At 32.1% G+C, this 21,297-nt stretch carries 14 protein-coding genes; 5 read left to right on the top strand and 9 right to left on the bottom strand.

The window, feature by feature from the left end:
- The first annotated feature begins 317 nt into the window (after positions 1 to 317).
- Together ATE90_RS09505 and ATE90_RS09500 are read left to right on the top strand one after the other, a co-directional pair.
- Positions 318 to 2,846, top strand: a complete 2,529-nt coding sequence (locus ATE90_RS09505) for a M14 family zinc carboxypeptidase (RefSeq protein ID WP_036787232.1) — start codon at positions 318 to 320, stop codon at positions 2,844 to 2,846.
- Between the two features lie 24 nt (positions 2,847 to 2,870).
- Positions 2,871 to 4,427: an amidohydrolase family protein gene (locus ATE90_RS09500; RefSeq protein ID WP_036787230.1), complete on the top strand. Its 1,557-nt coding sequence runs from the start codon at positions 2,871 to 2,873 to the stop codon at positions 4,425 to 4,427.
- Positions 4,428 to 4,633: 206 nt separating this feature from the next.
- Here the strand turns inward: ATE90_RS09500 and ATE90_RS09495 are convergent, their stop codons facing one another.
- The 7 genes from ATE90_RS09495 to ATE90_RS09465 form a co-directional block, all read right to left on the bottom strand.
- Positions 4,634 to 5,821: an aminoacetone oxidase family FAD-binding enzyme gene (locus tag ATE90_RS09495; RefSeq protein ID WP_036787228.1), complete on the bottom strand. Its 1,188-nt coding sequence runs from the start codon at positions 5,819 to 5,821 to the stop codon at positions 4,634 to 4,636.
- A gap of 342 nt (positions 5,822 to 6,163) precedes the next feature.
- Positions 6,164 to 7,621 (bottom strand): FAD-dependent oxidoreductase, encoded by a 1,458-nt coding sequence (locus tag ATE90_RS09490; protein WP_036787226.1) that lies wholly within the window; start codon positions 7,619 to 7,621, stop codon positions 6,164 to 6,166.
- A 75-nt stretch (positions 7,622 to 7,696) separates the two neighbouring features.
- The gene (locus tag ATE90_RS09485) at positions 7,697 to 8,518 is read right to left on the bottom strand and encodes a class I SAM-dependent methyltransferase (RefSeq protein WP_036787224.1); all 822 of its coding nucleotides are present in this window, start codon (positions 8,516 to 8,518) and stop codon (positions 7,697 to 7,699) included.
- A 231-nt stretch (positions 8,519 to 8,749) separates the two neighbouring features.
- A complete protein-coding gene (locus ATE90_RS09480; RefSeq protein WP_036787223.1) occupies positions 8,750 to 9,640 on the bottom strand; it encodes a dienelactone hydrolase family protein in 891 nt (296 codons plus the stop codon).
- A 226-nt stretch (positions 9,641 to 9,866) separates the two neighbouring features.
- Positions 9,867 to 10,742: a sterol desaturase family protein gene (locus ATE90_RS09475; protein WP_036787220.1), complete on the bottom strand. Its 876-nt coding sequence runs from the start codon at positions 10,740 to 10,742 to the stop codon at positions 9,867 to 9,869.
- A gap of 22 nt (positions 10,743 to 10,764) precedes the next feature.
- Positions 10,765 to 11,238 carry a hypothetical protein gene (locus ATE90_RS09470; RefSeq protein WP_036787217.1) on the bottom strand — a complete coding sequence of 158 codons (474 nt, stop codon included), beginning with the start codon at positions 11,236 to 11,238 and terminating at the stop codon, positions 10,765 to 10,767.
- Entirely contained in the window at positions 11,238 to 12,458 is a 1,221-nt protein-coding gene (locus ATE90_RS09465; RefSeq protein WP_036787213.1) for a sulfite oxidase, read from the bottom strand. Before ATE90_RS09465 ends, ATE90_RS09470 begins: the two co-directional genes overlap by 1 nt.
- A 146-nt stretch (positions 12,459 to 12,604) precedes the next feature.
- On the opposite strand from ATE90_RS09465, the gene ATE90_RS09460 reads away from it, so the two are divergent.
- The gene (locus ATE90_RS09460; RefSeq protein WP_036787209.1) at positions 12,605 to 13,285 is read left to right on the top strand and encodes a hypothetical protein; all 681 of its coding nucleotides are present in this window, start codon (positions 12,605 to 12,607) and stop codon (positions 13,283 to 13,285) included.
- A 68-nt stretch (positions 13,286 to 13,353) separates the two neighbouring features.
- Positions 13,354 to 13,698 carry a hypothetical protein gene (locus ATE90_RS09455; protein WP_036787206.1) on the top strand — a complete coding sequence of 115 codons (345 nt, stop codon included), beginning with the start codon at positions 13,354 to 13,356 and terminating at the stop codon, positions 13,696 to 13,698.
- A gap of 261 nt (positions 13,699 to 13,959) precedes the next feature.
- Here ATE90_RS09455 and ATE90_RS09450 read toward each other — a convergent pair whose 3' ends face one another.
- Positions 13,960 to 15,021 carry a YbjQ family protein gene (locus ATE90_RS09450; protein ID WP_052107569.1) on the bottom strand — a complete coding sequence of 354 codons (1,062 nt, stop codon included), beginning with the start codon at positions 15,019 to 15,021 and terminating at the stop codon, positions 13,960 to 13,962.
- 711 nt (positions 15,022 to 15,732) lie between these two features.
- Positions 15,733 to 19,176 carry a methylmalonyl-CoA mutase family protein gene (locus ATE90_RS09435; protein WP_036787199.1) on the bottom strand — a complete coding sequence of 1,148 codons (3,444 nt, stop codon included), beginning with the start codon at positions 19,174 to 19,176 and terminating at the stop codon, positions 15,733 to 15,735.
- A gap of 132 nt (positions 19,177 to 19,308) precedes the next feature.
- On the opposite strand from ATE90_RS09435, the gene ATE90_RS09430 reads away from it, so the two are divergent.
- Positions 19,309 to 21,297, top strand: coding sequence for a urocanate hydratase (locus tag ATE90_RS09430; protein ID WP_101451331.1), 1,989 nt, complete (start codon positions 19,309 to 19,311; stop codon positions 21,295 to 21,297).

Below are 21,297 nucleotides of genomic sequence, written 5' to 3'. Positions count from 1 at the left end.
TTTTTATGCTATTTTAGTAATTACATTAGCTATCATAACCTTACTTTTTTAAATGTTTCTATTACAATTTTTATTTTTTCACAGCAATAAAAATATGAGGACTTAAAGAGCCTCTAAAAACTCATCATTTTGATTTATTTTCTTAATTTTTTCAAATACTATTTTTTTATATAACATGTGCTTAAAGGTGCTTTTTTAAGTTTTAAGGTATTGATTTTTAATGATTTAACCAAAAATAATTGTTAAATATTGGATTTTTAAGACCAGAACTATGAATTATTAGTATTTTTAGAAGGAATTATTTATACATCAAACTAATGAAATTTACCAAACTTGTTTTTTTATTGTTTTTTTCTGTAATAGTAAGCAGTAGCTCACAAGCGCAAGATTATTTTTTTAAAGACAAAGCTCCGTTTAATAAAGTCATTCCAACTCCAGAAGAATTTTTAGGATACCCTATTGGGGAACAACATACGAGACACGATTTAATTGTTGCCTACTTTTATAAACTTGCTGAAGTTTCTGATAGAGCAACTATAGAAGTGTATGGGAAAACTCACGAACAAAGAAAGTTAGTCATGCTAACAGTTTCTTCTCCAAAAAATTTAAGCAATTTAGAAAGTATTAAAAACCAGCATTTAGCTTTTGTTGATCCTAATAAAAATCCAAAAAACTATAATGATGTTCCAGTATTTATTCAATTAGGGTACAATGTTCATGGTAATGAACCATCGAGTTCAGAAGCAGCTTTATTAACTGCTTATACTTTAGTTGCATCAACAAATTCAGAAGTAATTAACTATTTAAATAAATCTATCATTTTTATAGATCCAACCATTAACCCAGACGGTAGAGATAGACACACACAATGGGCAAATCAATTCAAAGCAAAAGCATTAGTGTCAGATAATATAGATGCAGAACATAATGAAGCTTGGCCAAGAGGAAGAACCAATCATTATTGGTTCGATTTAAATAGAGATTGGTTATTAGGTGTGCATCCAGAAAGCCAAGGGAAATTAAAATGGATGCATAGTTGGTATCCAAATGTGGTTACAGATTTCCATGAAATGGGCACAAATAGTAATCACTTTTTTGAACCTATGAAACCAATTGGTTCTTTGGATCCAATTATGCCAAAAGAAAATTATGAAGATTTGAATGATTTATTTGCTCCTTATTTTTCGAGCGCTTTAGATAAAATTGGCTCTTTTTATTATACAAAAGAATCGTTCGATGGAACCTATCCAGGTTATGGCTCTTCGTATCCAGATTTACAAGGAGGTTTAGCTTTGTTGTTTGAACAAGCAAGTTCTCGAGGACATGTGCAAGATACAGATTATGGTAAAATGACATTTGCATTTACTATTAGAAATCAATACACATCTGGTTTTGCAACTATAAAAGCTGCAGTTGAGAATAAAGCATTTTTAAGAAAGTACCAACAAACATTTTTTAAAACAGCAATATTACAGAAAGCAAAAACTGGTTTTGCTGGTTATGAGTTTGGAGATGCTTATGATATGAATCGTAATAAAGCATTTATAGAACAATTATTATCTCATAAGATAAAAGTTTATAAGAAAGGAAAAAAGTTTGTTGTTCCTTTAAAACAAGCTCAACATAGAATGGTACAAACTATGTTCGAAACATATTCTAAATATAGAGATAGTGTGTATTATGATGCTTCGGCTTGGAGTGTTGCTAATTTCTATAATATGAAATCTAAAGGATTGAAATCTGTAAAATTAGGAGCAGAAATTAAATCCGTAAATGGAATCGTAAACAATACAAAAATTAAAAAAGCTAGTTATGCTTACATTTTAGATTGGGACGATTATTATACCCCCGCAGCATTGTATTATATGCAATCTAAAGGATTAACCGTTGCATCGGCTTTCAAGCCTTTTACTATCAGCACGAATAATGGAAATAAAAGTTTTAACTACGGAAGTTTATTAATTCCGATTAGCAAACAAAAAAAATCAAGTGCAGAAGTATATAAGATTGTTTCAGCAGCGCAGACCAAATATGATATTCCTGTTTTTGGAACTAATAGTGGTTATAGTATTAAAGGAATTGATTTAGGATCTAATAATTTTAGAGCCTTAATAAAGCCTAAAGTAGCTATGTTAGTTGGCGAAGGTGTAAATTCTTTAGAAGCAGGAGAAGTTTGGCATTTACTAGATACGAGAATAGACATGCCAATTACAAAAGTTAGAATGAATAATTTTAGAAGAGCAAATCTAGATAAGTATAATACACTTGTAATGGTGTCTGGGAACTATTCTCAATTAGATTCAATACAAAGGCTAAAATTAAAAAATTGGGTTTCTAAAGGAAATACCATTGTCACCATTGCGGGTGGATCTAAATGGCTGATTGATAAAAAAATAGTAAAAGAAAGTTTGACTAAAAAATCGAAAGTTAAAGATAAAAAGAAAGAAGAAATTAAACGGTTACCATTTGTAGATGCTAGAGAGAATAAAGGAAGAGAAAGAGTGGGAGGGATAATTTTAGAAGTAGATTTAGACTTAACACATCCTTTAGGTTTTGGTTATCGATCAGAAAAATTACCAGTTTATAAAAACAACATGATATTTTTATCTCCAAGTAAAAACGCATATGCTACTGTCGCAAAGTATACTAATAATCCTCACATAGACGGATTTATCACTCAAAAGAATTTAGATACTTTTATTAAACCTTCAGCATCTTTATTAGTAAGTAAAATTGGCAAAGGAAGAGCAGTTTTATTTGCAGATAATCCTAACTTTAGAGGTGCTTGGTACGGAACCAATAAATTGTTTTTAAACGCACTTTTTTTAGGTAATAAATTTAATTAAAACAACGAACTTAAGTTTACGATAATGACAAAAAAACTAATAATAATCTTCGCTTTCATTTTTAGCTTGCAAGGATTTTCACAAAAAGAATATTTAGGAGATGGACCTTATTCTCAATTAATCATAAGAGGTGTAATGTTAATAAATGGAGATGGTTCTCCGCCCCGTGGGCCAATGGATATTGTTGTCGAAAACAATAAAATTGTAGACATGCAAATTGTTGGTTACCCAGGTGTAAAAATTAATGAAAAGAAAAGACCAATATTAAAAAAAGGGGGCAAAGAATTAGATGCAAACGGAATGTATTTGTTACCAGGTTTTATAGATATGCATGGTCATATTGGTGGCGAAGCCCAAGGAGCTAATCCAGAATATGTTTTTAAATTGTGGATGTCTCATGGAGTTACAACCGTTAGACAACCAAGTGGGCGTAACGCAATTGAACTTAAACGCCAAAGTGCTGAGAATAAAATTGTAGCTCCAAGAATTTTTGAATATACTGGCTTTGGTTCGGGAAGTAAAAAACCAATTACAACTGTAAAACAGGCGAAAGAATGGGTGAGGTTGAATGCGGAAAATGGAGCTGATGGAATTAAATTTTTTGGAGCAGAACCAGAAATAATGGCTGCTGCAATTGAAGAAAATAAAAAATTGGGATTAAGATCTACTGCCCATCATGCACAATTAAGTGTTGCAAGATGGAATGTTCTGCATTCCGCTAGAGCAGGGATGACATCAATGGAACATTGGTATGGATTACCAGAAGCATTATTTAATGACAGAACTATTCAAAACTATCCTTTAGATTATAATTATCAAAATGAACAACATCGTTTTGAAGAAGCTGGAAAATTATGGAGACAAGCTGCAAAACCTTACTCTGACCATTGGAATAAAGTAATGGATGAATTATTGAGTTTAGATTTTACACTAGATCCAACCTTTAATATTTATGAGGCTAGTAGAGATTTACAACGCGCAAGACGTGCGGAATGGCATGAAGATTATACATTACCTTCTCTCTGGAAATTTTATGAACCTAGTAAAATATCACATGGGAGTTATTGGCATTATTGGGGAACTGAGCAAGAAGTTGAATGGAAAGAGAATTTTAAACTTTGGATGACTTTTGTAAACGAATATAAAAATAGGGGAGGTCGTGTAACAGTTGGTACAGATTCTGGTTTCATTTATCAATTATATGGTTTTGCATATGCAAGAGAACTTGAATTATTGCGCGAAGCAGGATTTCATCCTTTAGAAGTAATACGAGCAGCGACCTTAAATGGTGCTGAAGCATTGGGTTGGGATCATAAAATTGGCTCAGTACAAATTGGGAAATTAGCAGATTTTGTTATAGTTGAAGAGAACCCTTTAGTCAACTTAAAAGTTTTGTACGGAACAGGTGCAATTAAATTAACAAAAGACAATGAAGTGGTTCGTATTGGTGGTGTAAAATATACTATTAAAGATGGTATTGTATATGATGCAAAACGATTATTAGCGGACGTAAAAAGAATGGTTGATAAGGAAAAAGTAAAAACGAATTGGAAGTTGAAACAGCCTGGTATTAAGGATTAGGTTTCAGATTAAAATTATAATGATTAAGGTAGTAATTAATTAAAAAGACCAGATATATATTGGTTGAATTCCACCAATCAAAATGCTGTTTTTTATTCCCTCATGGAGGTCAATAGATAAGGACTTTAAAACAAGAAAATAGATTTCATGCCTAAAAATATGGTGAAAAAGTTAGACCAAAATTTAACTTTGATAAACTCCTATACTTAATTATTTTTATTTAAATAATTCGCTAAATATACACTTGCAGCTGCGCAAGCCTGTAATAGGTATCCACCAGTTGGAGCATCCCAATCTAACATTTCGCCACTGCAAAATTGATTGGGTATTTTTTTAAGTTCAAAATGTTCAGAAAGTGCAGTTAATTCAATTCCTCCAACTGTGGAGATTGCTTCGTCAATGGATGCCATATTTATTATTTCTAAAGGAAATTTTTTAATGTTTTTTGCTAATGATGCTGCATTTAAATAAGAATCTTTGGTTAGAGATATTTTTAATAAGTCTATTTTAGGAGCGCTCAGCTTGAGTTCTTTTTTTAAAATCTGTGTTGTATTTCTATAAGTGGATGATTTTATTTTGGAATGAACTTTTTCTAATGTTAAGGAGGGTTTAAAATCGATAAAAATAGTTGCTTTTGATTTTGAAAATAACTGTTCTCTAATTTGCGGACTCAATCCGTAAATAGCATTTCCTTCTAATCCAAACCTAGTAATAACGGCCTCTCCTTTTTGAATAATAGCGCTACAAGAAATAGCAATATTTTTTAGAGGAATTCCTTCGTTTTTTTCTATAAAATTAGGACTCCAATCAATTTTATATCCGCAGTTAGATGCTTGAAATGGTTTGGTTTTGATTCCTTTTTTAGAAAAAGTATCTAGCCAACTTCCATCAGATCCAGTGACTTTCCAGCTTCCGCCGCCTAGAGAAAAGATGGTGTAATCTGTTTGTAATGATATGTTATTAATAATTGGGTTATTATGATTATCCCAATCAGAGAAAGTGTGCTCATATTTTATAATAACTCCTTTTTCTTTGAGATGTTTTAGAATTGCACTCAGTACTTCAATAGGTTTAATTCCCTCTTTTGGGTAAACTCTTTTACTGCTCCCTACGTATGTTGGAATCCCAATTTGATCGAGCCAATTTCTAAAATCAGTATTGGTGAAATGAAGTAGAGCTTTATCTAAAAAATCATTTGACGTGTAGCGTTTTATAAGCTGCTCAGTTGGTTCGGAATGCGTTAAGTTAAAACCACCTTTACCCGCAACTAAAAATTTACGACCAACTGTTTTGTTTTTTTCATAGATGGTAATTTTAAATTTTTTAGCATCTAAAAAAGCAGCTAATAAAAAAGCTGATGGTCCACCACCCAAAATAGCAATCTGTTTTTTCATGACACAAAAATAGTTGTTGTTAAAATGTTTAAAACGGTTTTATAAAATTATTTTATTTATTCCGAGTAATCAGTACCTAAAATAAAAGAAATAATATTAGAATCGTTGACTTTACTTTCTTGTTTAAATAAATTATTTTCAACTTGGTTTTTATCAGTTGTATAGGATTCGTTCCCCCCAATTACTCCAAGCTATAGGCGGATGTAATATTCAGTTTAATGCCTTATCTCAGATGTTAAGGGAGTTACATTTTTTAAAGTTTAAGTATAAACCAAGTCATTTTCTTATAACAAGCATCATTTGATTAATATTCATAATTTTGAGTACGGTTTGTACCCAATACTAGGCCTCTTTTTTATTTCGATACTTTCCTCTTGGAGCATTACCCTCATGAAGTATAATCTCGGAATGTAGTAACTGAGCAGCCTCTGCGGAGCTCTTCACTTTAGAAGCACTGCGGACTAGCATTTCAGCTTCAAATTCAAGTAATACACTTTTCCGAATTCCATTTTCTCTCCATTTAGATACAGGTGTACATCGTTTTGATATTCCTCGAGCCAATGACAAGGAATCTAACAATGCCTGATTTGCACCTTGACCTTTGAAGGGGCTCATTGGGTGAGCAGCATCGCCAATTAGCGTTACTTTAGTAGCATTTTCGAACAATTCTGGTTTGAGTAGTTCGCGGTCATACACGGGATATCCGGAAATTTGTGCTTCGTTGGTAGCTGAAATAATCTGAGGAATAGGATTGTGCCACTGAGTTCTGCGACACGCTTCTTCCTTAAGTGCTTTTGTTCCTTCGGTATTCAATTTTTTAGCTTCTTTTTCTGATAAAGGAAAACTAAGTTGCCACATTATTGAATCGGAGTCATAGGGCATCATATAGATTCGTTCGTTACCATTAGCGGTTTGAAATACTGTAGCCGAATCTAGTAAAGAACTTTCAATACCCTCAAGATTCTTTAATGGAGAAATTCCTAAAATTACTATGCAACCGAGATAACGTAAAGGGGTAATATTCTCACCAATTAATAGTTTTCTAACGGTACTACGAATTCCATCAGCTCCAACTATAAGGTCTGCTTGGACACTCTTTATCTCGTTTTTGACTTGAAAGTTTAGCGTTACACTTTCATTCTCAGATTCCTTAAAACTTAGTAATTGGTGCCCCCATTTTACAACATTATATCCACCGAGCTGCTCAAGCAGTGCTAAACGCAAAGATTGTCTAGCAATATGAATATTTGTGTGCCTTGGTGATTTTTTTGTTTCCGATCGCCCCCATTTTCTAACTCCCCATTCACCGATAATTTTTCCATCAGTAGTGTGAACCACGTGTCTGGTTGAAGTTATTCCTTCTTTTAAGCTGGCAATACCGAATCCTTTGAGGGCTTTACTTGCTTGTTGTAAAGTAAGTCCATAACCTTGAGATCGTGTATCGAAGCTACGGTCTCTTTCATAAAGAGTAAACGGTATTCCGCGATGCAAACAGGCAACGGCTAGAGCCACTCCTCCAATGCCGCCGCCTATAATAGCAACGTGTGGGTAGTTTTCTTCGTTTACTAAAGATTGACTAGAAGCATGAATCAGACCAGATCCTTTACATTTTAAGCAGATATGGATTTGACCTATAGGTGGCTCGGGAGCCGTTCCTTTGCAATCTGTTATTTTAAATTGATCCAATGCAGTTTGATAATGTAGTCGAGTTTTCTTGCGGGGCTTCTTCCTTTTTTTGCCATCTCCTTTACAATTATCACAAATTATCCAATAATTCTCTTTACACTCTGCCTTTTCCAACTGCTATATCTTTTATCAATTCTTGGTTTTAATGAAATTTAAATCTATTGTTTCTCTGATGGATAGAAAGCCAAACTACTTCTTCACAGCAATCATCATATGAGGACTAAAAGGCAATAAATATTCATCATTTTGTGTCAAGTTTTGCAACACTTTTAATGTCTTAGACTTCTTTTTGTCTAACATGTTTGCAAAATATTCATTATCTAACCAAATCATTCCTTCGACTGCAAAAATATTTACAAAGTGGAGGTTTTGTTCTAAAAACTCTTTTTTTAAACCTTGAGGTTTGTGGTAATACGCATCCGCCAATAAAAAAGGGAAATCTTTTGGCGCATCATGTAGTCCTGTTGTGAGTTCCTCTTTGCACATATCAAAAAACGAATTGGCATGAATCATTCCATTCATTAAACCAACGACTGTTGAAGCTGTAGCGTTAATTGCAAAGCCTAAAATAATGCCGTCTTTTTTTAAAACTCTCTTTGCTTCTCTGATTGCTGCAATTCTATCTTCTCTTTTTTGCAGGTGATATAAAGGACCATGTAAAATTACCAAATCAGCAGTATTGTCTTTAAAAGGAATTTTTTTTGCTTCACCGATAGCAACAGAAAAAGGTTTCTTGAGTTTTTTAGCTCTGTTTTCTGCTAGTTTTATATGTTTTAAAACCGGCTCTACTAAGTGAACAGTATGTCCGTTTTTTGCTAACCATTCTGCATATTTTCCTGTTCCGCCACCAATATCAATAATTGTGCTGTTTGGTTTAGAAATATGTTGTTCAATTAGTTCTTTAATACGTTCAAATTCAAAAATTCCCATTCCTTTTTCAAGTCTGGTTTCTTCTGAAGCTTTGTTGTAAAAATCATCTAATTCTTTGCTGATAAGAGGTTTTCTTTTCACTTTAAATATTTAAAAGATAAAAGTAATTAAATTAAAGTGATAAATAGTGTTCGATTGGAATTCTGAAGGCTTCAATAATAAAAATATATTTTGATTGAATTTATTCTACGCCACTAACTAGTATGAATTTATTTTAAAATTAGATTTCTTGTCATTTATTTTTCACTATTTCGAAACGGCACCTGCAAAGAAAATAGATTCCTGCTTTCGAAGGAATAACAGAAATGTAAATTAACCTTTCAAATGTTTATTAAAAAAAGCGATCGTTCTTTCCCAAGATAAATCAGCAGCTTCTTTATCAAATCTTGGTGTGGTATTGTTATGAAATCCATGATTTACATTTTCATAAAAATGAGCTTCATGCTCAATGTTGTTTTCTTTTAAAGCAATTTCAAAATCTGACCAACCTGCATTTACTCTTTTATCTAAGCCGGCATATTGCAATAATAAAGGAGCTTTAATTTTAACAACGTTTTCTTGCGAAGGTTGTCTTCCATAATAAGGAACAGCTGCAGCTAAATCAGGAATTTTAACGGCCATCATATTAGAAATCCATCCTCCAAAACAAAAACCAACAACTCCCACTTTTCCGTTACAATCTTTGTGTGTTTTTAAGTAATTGTAGGCAGCAATAAAATCTTCTAACATTTCATTTCTATCTCTTTTCTTTTGCATTGCTCTCCCGTCATCATCATTTCCTGGATATCCGCCTAAAGGCGATAATGCGTCTGGAGCCAAAGTTACAAATCCCTCTAAAGCCGTTCTTCTACCGACATCTTCTATATAAGGATTTAGCCCTCTATTTTCATGTACAACTATAATGCCAGGTAGTTTTTTGGTAGTATCTTTTAAGATAGAAAATAATCCTTTTATTTTTTTTCCTCCTTTTGGAGAATCGTAAGTAATAAACTCTGATTTCAGCCTTGGATCATTTGATTTTACACTAATAGAGTCCAAATAATTTGGAGAAATAAAACTTAATAAAGCGGGCAGGGTGATTGCGCCAACAGCATATAGAGATAGTTTTTGAAGAAACTCTTTTCTATCCATTTTGTTGTGAGCATAGTCATCATATAAGTCAAACACTTCCTGACTAATGTCTTCTTTTTTAAGTTCCTTCATTTTGCTGAAATTTACGGGTTTTTAGATTTTCAACTAAGATAATTAAAAAAAAGGTAAAGCGAATTTAAGAGCAAACTTTGCAGTCTTATTTTTTGAAATTTTACTGTAAAGTTTGCTGTCAAACTGGGGTTATTTTTTTAAAATAAATATGGTATAATAGAATGAACCGTTTATGATTTTATAAACGGCTCATGTCTCAATATATTTATTGTGTACTTCTTTTTATTTATTTCTGACCTTTTTTAAACCCATATAGATTTTGAGCGATAAAAGTAGTTGGAAATTTATCATCGCCTTTAAAGCCAATTTCTGCGTTTCCGCTATCTTCTGGAACGTAGTTTGTTTTAAAAATATAATCCCAAAGACTAAGGCTAATTCCATAATTCATTCCATATCTTCCTTCCGGTACTTCATATGCATGATGATATAAGTGCATCACCGGGTTATTTATTACATATTTAAAGATTCCCCAGGTAATTTTAATATTAGCATGATTAAAGTGGCCAATGGCGATGGTTATAAAATGGACAATGTATGCTTGCTCAGGTTCAAAACCACCAAGAATCATTACACCAAAAGTTTTTAGTGGTTTATAAAAAATATTTTCCATCCAATGGTATCTTAAATGCGCAGCAAAGCCCATTTCTTTTACACTGTGGTGCACTTTATGAAATTTCCATAAGAAAGGGTATTTATGCAATAATACATGGGTAAACCATTGAACGAAGTCAAGTATAATAAAGAATACCAATAATTGTAACCAAGGAGCCCAATGTGACATATCGAAAATAACGAGACTTTTAGCAGTGATGTTAAATTCACCAAATAATATCCCTAAAATCTTGTAAACTCCGCTAATTACAATTGAGAAAGCGAAAAAATTAAAAAACATATAAAATGCATCTAACCAAAAATCTCTTCTAAATATAGCTTGTTGTTTTCTCCAGGGAAAGACAATTTCTAAACCCCATACAAGCAGGGAGATTACAATAAGACCCCAGAAATAATTTGTGTACCAAGGCACTTCAAGAATTATGGACTTCCATGTCCAATCTGCCGTTCCAATAAAAGCATTTATAAATGCATCTAAATATTTTTCCATTTTATTTTATTTTTTAAATATATTAATTTTTTAAAGTATACCAGTCAATATTTGTTAAAATCGTACGTCTACCTTTTGCTATTGGTGGGTAATTTGTAACTAAATAGTTTACAATAACCTCTTGATTACTTCCTAAATTCCATAGGTTTTGTGTTTCTTGCATCCATTTAATTGTTGCATTCCAACTCTCAGTAGACATTTTATTTTGAACGACTAATTTTGCAGAATGGCAATTCGTACAATTATTAACAACCGTCATTAAACCTTCTGCGTCTATTAAACCTGTTCTAATATGAATTCCATTTTCAATTTTATCTTCATCTTCAATAATAGTACTATATATAAGTTTAGATTCTTTATTTCCAAAAATTGAAAATGAAGGATCGTATACAGCAAAAAGAAGTAAAACAGAAGCTATAAAGGAAAACAACATAGCTATATAAGCTGTTTTCTCTGCTTTTTTAATTTTTTTTTGAAACTCTTTATCATCTTTCATTAGATAATTTTTACAGCAATTCTATGACAAGCATTGTTTAAATATCCTTTCGGGTTCCAGCCTGGTAAAAGCATGGGTTGCGCAATATTATGAGTGTCTGTTGCTTTTGCCCAAACTTCGTAATACCCTTTTTTTGGAAAATTTATGGAAGCCGAAAAATGTTGCCAAGCTAATCGATTTGTTGGTTTTTCTACAGAACAAATGGTCCATGTTGCTCCAAAATCTATTGAATATTCCATTTTTACAACCTCTAGTTCTCCAGCCCAAGCGTGACCTCTTATGTTTAAAGCTTTTCCTTCGTTAATGAGCGCGCCCGTTTTAGGGTATGTGATTATGGATTTAACAGGCATTGATTCTATAATGCACATGTCTTCATCTTTTACTTTTTCTCCCGGAGCAACTGGGTTACAAGGCACTCGATAAGCAGTTCCTGTCATTTTTGTGCCATCATGCACTTTGTTTCGAATACTAATTTTTTGAACCCACTTGCCAGAAACTGAAGCTGGCCAACCACCGGCAATTAAACGTAGTGGGTATCCGTGAATTAGTGGAATAGCTTCGTTATTCATTTGAAAAGCTAAAATGGTTTCATCTTGCAGTGCTTTTGGCAATGGGCAGCCTCTAGAAATAGGTTCTTTTTTAGGGTCTCCACTTAAATGAGTGTCTTTAGAATGATATCCAATATAAACAGCATTACTCTTGATGCCTGCATCTTCTAATACATCTCGTAAGCGCACACCCGTCCAAGACGCACAATGCACGGCGCCAATAGTCCATTGATTCCCTTTTGCTGGTGGATCAAACTCACTTCGTCCATTACCGCCACATTCTAATGTTAATTGATAGGTATGGTGTTTAAATTTGGATTTTAAATCACTAAGAGTATATGTTTTTTTGTTTTTAACAGATTCACCATCAATGGTAAGCGTCCAAGTTTCTGGGTTGATTTCTTCTGGGGTAGTTCCATTATTTCGAATAAACATAGATGAGTTGGGTGTAATCTTGTCATCTAATAAATGAGCTTGCGCTTCAATATTCCAGGGTTTGTCATTTAAAATAATCATTTCTTTATTCTTACTGAACATTTTAAAAGGGTCTGGATCTTGCAATGCTAAAGGAGTATAGCCGTCAAGCATTTTGGAACCAAAAACAATTTCTGCGCTTATAAGTGCAGTAAAAGAACTTAGAACGGTTTTTTTTATAAAAGATCTTCTTCTCACAATACTAAAATTATATGGTTATATAAATAACATACAAGATACATGTAATTTCATTCTTTTTGTGTAACTAAAGTTACACAAAAAGAATGAAATTACTTTTAAATTGCATAATTCTTAGTAAGATAAATAACACAGTCATGAAGATAATGAAAAAAGATTTCGAAACTCGTTTTACCGGTTGGGCGTTTATTTTAGCAGCAGCACTATTGTGGTTTGGTTGGGCGCTTTCACCTCATCATATTGGTGAATATATAGTGTCTTCAGATTTTACTGAAATAGGAAAGAATGTGTGGTATTGGATATGGATGTATCGTATTCATATTTTTGGTTGGGTTACTATGGGTATTTCAATGTTCGCATTGATGTCCATTATTTCAAGTAAACCTTATCGGGTGGTTATAGTTCCTGGAGCAGGAATGGTTATTGTTGGTACCTTTACTTTAGCGATTGCTAATGCATATTTTTACAATTTTGGTGCTTGGGGTGTTGGACAAACAGCGGGTATGTCTGCTGTGGAAGTTATAGAATTTATGGATAATATTTTATTTACAAATCAGTATGTTACTTGTTTTATACGTTTTGGACGTATTTTCTCTGGCGTAGGATTGGTTTTGTTGGGCTTTGCTTTTATTAAATGGAGAATAGTTAGCACTTGGTTGGGTTGGTCTACAACGCTAATAGGTATGGCAGCCATGGTGATTATTTTGTCTATTCCGGATAATTATGAAATTTATAAACCTTTATTTCACTTAAAAGTAATTTGGTTACTTATGATGGGTGTTACATTGCTGCGGCAAGGTGTTCATTTATCTAAATCAGAAGCTTAATTTTTTGAAATTATTTTACAGGTTGCATGAATATAAAAAAATCACAGGTTTCAATATTAATTTAAAAAATGATATTTTTAGCAACTACTTATAGAACATTAAGTGGTACAAAAAAAATTATAGAAGTACCTCAAAAAAAGGCTACTCAATGGGTTATCTATAAGGATGATAAACCAACATATTTTGTCGATTTGTACGATTTACAAACAGAATCGAATGCTATGATGAATAGCTTGGTTTTGTGTTCAAAAAGATCGATGGAAGAAGTTTTGGAGCGAATAAATAAAAAGAATAATATAAACTTGTTTTTACCTAGAATTTCTCGCGTAGGTTTTAAGATCAAAGTGAGATCTGAATTAATAGAATTAAACTTAAAGCCAATACCAGAAGAGTGGTTAGCTTATTCTTTGTAAAAATTATAGAATATGAAGTTCTTTTTTTTGTTATGAATCAATATTTGCGTCATTGTGAAGGATGAAGTAATCTTTTTATTTTAAAAGCTTATTTTTCCCCACTTCTTTATAATGACGCTTTTTTAAACTTATTATCAAAATCAATATCTCTTTTGTTAATTTATTTTATTGATGATTTTTTCGCCTTCAATATTATTTCTAGTGGTAATTATAAATTTATTATTACATCCTAAATACTACTTAAATAAATTTGTGTTTTTACTAATTGTCAAATAGTAACCTTAAGGTTTCAACTTTATTTTTGAAAGAATTAATTTTACGAACATCCTTTCTAGTAAGTCCTTTTATATTTTGTTGACAATCAAAATCTTCACAAAATACAGATTCTATATGGTTAGAATGTCCATTTGGACAAATATATATGTCTTTTTGTTTTCCTAATAGTCCTTTTAATTTTTTAAATTCTCCTTTGTCTTTAAGGAGTTCAAAGTGTTTAATTATTTTATTCATTACTTTTAAATCATCTTTCGTGTAATTTTCTTTTTCAATTGATAAACAGCTTATTGCAATTTCTGTAAAACCACTTTCTAATAAGTTTATTATTTTTTGTGGCGAGAATAGTTTGTTAATTTCTAAAATTTTAAAAACAGCATCAGGTTCATCTGGAAGTGTTTTATATAATTTATCTATTGCTCGTTTAGGATCTGTATCTCTAAGATAATTGGAGAAATTACGGATTAAAACTATTTCCTTTTCATCATCAGAGTTAATTTTAAGAGCAAAATAATTATATAGAAAACTATCAATTAAGTTTTCAGACAAATCAGATATTGGGTTCTGTTGAAGAAAATTCCATTCATCTTGAACTAATTTTTTTTTGGCTCTTACTTTTTTAATTATATGTTTTTTGGTCAATTCATTTTTCAGGATATCATTTGAAATGTATTTTTTTGAAGCAGTATTGACATCTTTAACTTGTGATTTTTTATAGTTAATAATAACAGCTGTTCCTGAAACAGATATCATAAGCATTGATTTATTTCCCCCCGAAATTTCATCAAAATCAATGGATAGTCCTAAAATTGCATTCGCACCAAGATTGATTGCTTTAACTTTTAAATTTTGAATTGAACTGTCATAAATACTTTGTAATTTGTTTTGATAAGAATTTGATGCACCTCCAAAAACATCTAAAAGAGAAGCCCCGATATCCGAAAATAAATTTGTACCTAAAACAATATTATTATTTATTACACCTAAATACTTCTCAATTTTCTCGCCTTCAACACTATTTGTTGAGGTGATTATAAATTCATTTTTCATAGCAATGCCTTTTTTAAAGTTTTAAAAGTAACTAATTATATAAAAGTATTCTATGATATAAATCATTGAAGCTATTCTTAATAACTTTTATGTTTGCTTGCAAATAAATTGAACTAAAACTAATAAGTATTTTGATGAAAGGAGAAATAAACAAAGTATGTATGAATGATATAATTACCCTTGACATAGCAAATCAATTAATACAACAGAAGAAAAAATTTAAAAGAAATAGAAAGAATATGAGTTTGATTACTACTATACTCGTGATTCAATTTATAATAACGGTAATAGGTGTATTTATATTTTCACAATATAGTTAAGTAAATAAATAGATTAGTTGGCATTGATCAGAACTCCAATAAAAAAATAACTTGAAGAATCCGAAAAAAACTTATTTAAATACTTTTAAAGAGCATTCAAAAGAAGAATTAATTAAGGAGATGATTTTTAAGGAAAAGGAGCTTAAAAGTCAGAATTTTGAAATTAAAAAAATGCTACTGAAAATTAGCAATAGACTTCATATTTTAGTGCTGTTTTTAGTTTTTATTTCAATAATTTTTATTTTAATGGTGCTCTACTTGTAAGCTAGATGCTTCCTGTTGTTCAATCTTTTTGAAGTTATAAAAATAACTATTTATTTCCTTTAATATGGTATCATGGGATTATCTTTTGTATGCCAAAATTAATTATGGTATTTCATCAAAATTAAAGCTACATATTTCGTCTATATTGCCCACCTACTGTAAACAACGCTTCTGTAATTTGGCCTAAAGAGCATACTTTTGTTGCTTCCATTAATTTGCCAAATAAGTTTTCGTTCTGAACTGCGGCTTGCTGTAAAATTCTAATTTGTGTTACAACTTTATTTGGATTTGCTTTATTTAATAACTCTTTCGTTTTAATTTGGAATAGCTTTTCTTCTTCGGTTGCACGAATAACTTCTGCTGGCTGAATAGTAGGAGATCCTTTAGAGCTTAAGAATGTATTTACACCAATAATTGGAAAATCTCCATTATGTTTCAATGTTTCATAATACAAACTTTCTTCCTGAATCTTAGAACGTTGATACATGGTTTCCATGGCTCCTAAAACGCCTCCACGTTCTGTAATTCTATCGAATTCTAATAGTACAGCTTCTTCTACTAAATCTGTTAATTCTTCAATAATAAAAGCACCTTGTATGGGGTTTTCATTTTTTGTTAACCCTAGTTCTTTATTGATAATTAACTGAATGGCCATGGCTCTTCGAACTGATTCTTCTGTTGGCGTAGTAATGGCTTCGTCATATGCATTTGTATGTAAAGAATTACAATTATCATTAATGGCATATAAAGCTTGTAATGTAGTCCTGATATCATTAAAATCAATTTCTTGCGCGTGTAAAGAGCGTCCAGAAGTTTGAATATGGTATTTTAACATTTGCGCTCTATCATTTGCACCATACTTATTTTTCATGGCTTTTGCCCAAATTTTACGAGCAACTCTACCAATTACTGAATATTCGGGATCTATTCCGTTAGAAAAGAAAAACGATAAGTTTGGACCAAATTTATTAATATCCATTCCACGGCTCAGGTAATACTCAACATACGTAAATCCGTTAGACAAGGTCAAGGCCAATTGTGTAATTGGGTTTGCACCAGCTTCTGCAATATGATATCCAGAAATAGAAACCGAATAAAAGTTTCGAATTTGTTTTTCAATGAAATATTCTTGCACATCTCCCATTAATCGCAACGCAAATTCCGTAGAAAAAATACAAGTATTTTGTGCCTGATCTTCTTTTAAAATATCGGCTTGTACAGTTCCTCTGACTTGGGCTAGTGTATCTTTTTTTATTTGTTCATATATAGTAAAAGGTAACACCAAATCGCCAGTTATCCCCAACAACATTAATCCTAATCCATTATTTCCTTCCGGTAATTCTCCTTGATAACTTGGTCTTTCTAACCCTTTAGAATCGTAAATTTCTTTCAGCTTAGTTTCAACTTGTCTCTCTAATTGTTGCTCTTTAATATATTTTTCGCAATTCTGATCGATAGCAGCATTCATAAAGAATCCTAACAACATTGGAGCCGGTCCGTTTATGGTCATAGAAACAGAAGTCATATGATGACTCAAGTCAAAGCCAGAATATAATTTTTTAGCATCATCTAAACAACAAATAGAAACTCCTGCATTTCCAATTTTACCATAAATATCTGGTCTATGTCCAGGGTCATTTCCATATAAAGTAACAGAATCAAAAGCCGTTGACAAACGTTTTGCGTCCATTCCTAAGCTTACATAATGAAAACGTCTGTTAGTTCTTTCAGGGCCGCCCTCGCCAGCAAACATTCTTGTTGGGTCTTCACCAGTTCTTTTAAATGGATACAAACCTGCTGTATATGGGAATTCTCCTGGCACGTTTTCTTGCAAATTCCAGCGCAATAAATCGCCCCAAGCTTGATATTTAGGTAAACTAATTTTTGGAATTTTGGAGTGTGAAAGTGATTCGCTGTGTGTTTCTATATTTATTTCTTTACCACGAACTTTAAAAGTATACATAGGGTTTTTATACTTCTGAAATTTCTCTTGCCAGTTTAAAATAATTTCCCAGTTGTAGGGATTTAGATTTAGTTTTACTTTTTCAAATTGCGCTATTAATAATTTGATAAATTCTTTGTCATTTTTATCTTTAACTTGTTTTAGGATTTCATCCTGCTCCAATCCGGATTTTATAAGAATAGATTGCTTCATTTCGTTTAAAATGACAGATAAAATGGTTTGATAAATTCCATATAATTTCTGAGCAACTACCACTTGCTCATCAACTTTTTTATCATAGGCTCTATTATTTTCTGCAATTTCTGAAAGATAGCGCACTCTCGCTGGTGGAATTACGAATATCTTTTCAGACATTTCTGAAGTAATTTTAAAAGAAGATGTTAAGTCGGCTCCTGTTTTTTCAACCAATGTATCCATAATACTTTTGTACAAAGTATTCATTCCTGGGTCATTAAATTGTGATGCAATTGTGCCATAAACAGGTAAATCATCTTGATGAATATGCCACAAATTATTGTTACGCATGTATTGCTTTTTTACATCACGAACAGCATCTAATGCACCTCTTTTATCAAATTTATTAATGGCAACTAAATCAGCATAATCGAGCATGTCAATTTTTTCTAATTGAGTTGCAGCACCAAATTCTGGTGTCATTACATATAAAGATGTGTCTGAATGTTCTATAATTTCAGTGTCAGATTGTCCAATTCCAGAAGTCTCCAAAATGATTAAATCGAATTCTGCAGCTTTTAAGACTTGCACTGCTTCATGCACATATTTAGACAAAGCTAAGTTAGATTGACGCGTTGCTAAAGAACGCATATAAACACGAGAATTATTGATGGCGTTCATTCTAATTCTATCGCCTAAAAGCGCTCCGCCTGTCTTTCTTTTTGATGGGTCAACAGAAATTAAACCCACCGTTTTATTTGGAAAATCACTAAGAAATCTGCGAACCAATTCATCAACTAAAGAAGATTTTCCGGCACCACCAGTTCCTGTTATTCCTAAAACAGGTGTTTTTGAATTTTTATTTTTATCATGAATTTTTTCTAAGGTTTCTTTGGCAACTTCTGGGAAGTTTTCTGCCGAGGAGATTACTCTTGCAATTTTACCAATTTCTTTATTTGATAAATCTTTTAGAGTCACCTTTAAAGTATTCCCAATTGCAAAATCAGAAGTTTGAACCAAATCATTAATCATCCCTTGCAACCCTAATTCACGGCCATCATCAGGAGAATAAATTCTAGTGATTCCATACTCCATTAAATTTTTAATTTCTTCAGGAAGAATTACGCCGCCACCGCCGCCAAAAATCTTAATATGTCCTGCGCCTTTTTCTTGTAATAAATCAAACATATATTTAAAATACTCATTATGACCTCCTTGATACGAAGTTATCGCAATAGCATTTACATCTTCTTGAATGGCACAATTCACCACTTCTTCTACACTTCTGTCATGACCTAAATGTATAACTTCAACTCCTGTAGATTGAATAATTCTACGCATAATATTGATAGCAGCATCATGACCATCAAAAAGAGCTGCGGAAGTTACAATACGTACTTTATATTTAGGTTTGTAAGGTGTAATTTGTTTCATTCGTAATTAATGTTTGATTTTAAGGGTGCAATTTACGAAAATCTTAAAAAAAATAACGAATCTTTAATGGTTTATAAATTTAATTCTAAAAAAGAATATCTTTGTAAAACGATTACTTTCTAAATTTTTGATATGACTTTTAAAAAACAAATTCAACAAGGAATTCCAAATATTTTACCAAAAAAAATTGCGTACGATTTAGAGATAAATCATGCTCCGAAAAGAAAAGATATTCTATCTAAGGATGAAAAAAAGTTAGCCTTAAGAAATGCACTGCGTTATTTTGATAAAAAGCATCATGCTGAATTATTAGAAGAATTTTTAGAGGAATTAGAGAAATATGGTCGAATTTACATGTACAGATTTAGACCAGCGTATAAAATGTATGCAAGAGATATTTCAGAATATCCAGGAAAATCAGAACAAGCAAAGGCGATTATGTTAATGATTCAAAATAATTTGGATTATGCAGTTGCGCAGCATCCTCATGAATTAATTACGTATGGTGGAAATGGTGCTGTTTTTCAAAATTGGGCACAATATTTATTAACGATGAAGTATTTGTCAGAAATGACCGATAAACAAACGTTAACGATGTATTCTGGACATCCAATGGGATTATTTCCATCCAACAAAAATGCGCCAAGAGTTGTTGTTACAAACGGAATGGTAATTCCGAATTACTCCAAACCAGATGATTGGGAGAAAATGAATGCTTTAGGAGTCTCTCAATATGGGCAAATGACAGCAGGAAGTTACATGTATATTGGGCCACAAGGAATTGTTCATGGAACAACAATTACGGTTTTAAATGGATTTAGAAAAATAAATAAAACTCCACGAGGAAATCTATTTGTAACTTCTGGTTTAGGAGGCATGTCTGGTGCACAGCCAAAAGCAGGAAATATTGCAGGTTGTATTACGGTTTGTGCTGAGGTGAATCCTAAAATTGCACAAGTACGTTTAGATCAAGGTTGGATTGATGAAAAAATTACAGATTTAGATGAATTAGCGGTTCGCGTAAAATCTGCAAAAGAGCATAAAGAGGTAGTTTCCATTGCGTATTTAGGAAACATTGTGGATGTTTGGGAGAAGTTTGATGCTGAAAATATTCATATTGATTTAGGGTCAGATCAAACTTCATTGCATAATCCTTGGGCAGGTGGTTATTATCCCGTAGGTCTCTCCTTTAATGATGCCAATAAAATGATGGCTGATAACCCAAAATTATTCAAAGAAAAAGTTCAAATAACGTTAAGAAGACATGCTTTAGCAATTAATAAACATACCGCAAAAGGAACCTATTTTTTCGATTATGGAAATGCATTTTTATTAGAAGCAAGTAGAGCTGGGGCAGATGTAATGGCAGAAAATCATATTGATTTTAAATATAATAGTTATGTGCAAGATATTATGGGGCCCATGTGTTTCGATTATGGTTTCGGTCCTTTTAGATGGGTTTGTGCCTCAGGAGACCCTAAGGATTTGGCGAAAACTGATAAAATTGCTTGTGAAGTTTTAGAGAAAATTAAACAGCATTCGCCCAAAGAAATTCAGCAACAAATGACCGATAATATTCAATGGATCAAAGGTGCTCAAGAAAATAAATTGGTTGTTGGTTCTCAAGCAAGAATTTTATATGCAGATGCAGAAGGACGAATTAAAATTGCAAAAGCATTTAATAGAGCTATAAAAAAAGGAAAAATTGGCCCGATTGTTTTAGGTAGAGATCATCATGATGTTTCTGGGACAGATTCTCCTTATAGAGAAACATCTAATATTTATGATGGATCAAAATTTACAGCAGATATGGCTATTCAGAATGTTATTGGAGATAGTTTTAGAGGAGCAACTTGGGTATCTATACATAATGGTGGTGGAGTAGGCTGGGGAGAGGTAATTAATGGAGGATTTGGCATGCTTCTTGATGGAACTAAGTCAGCATCAAAGCGTTTAGAATCAATGCTTTTTTGGGACGTAAATAACGGAATTTCAAGAAGAAGTTGGGCAAGAAATAAAGAGGCTATTTTTGCTATTAAAAGAGCAATTAAAGCAAAAAAAGACTTTAAAGTTACACTTCCTAATTTAGTTGAAGATGTTTTAATAGATGCAATAACATAA

It is taken from the genome of Polaribacter sp. Hel1_33_96, from assembly GCF_002846595.1.
Classification (GTDB): Bacteria; Bacteroidota; Bacteroidia; order Flavobacteriales; family Flavobacteriaceae; genus Polaribacter.
Note: the sequence above shows the minus strand (reverse complement) of the source record. Positions and strands in the feature narration are given on the sequence as shown.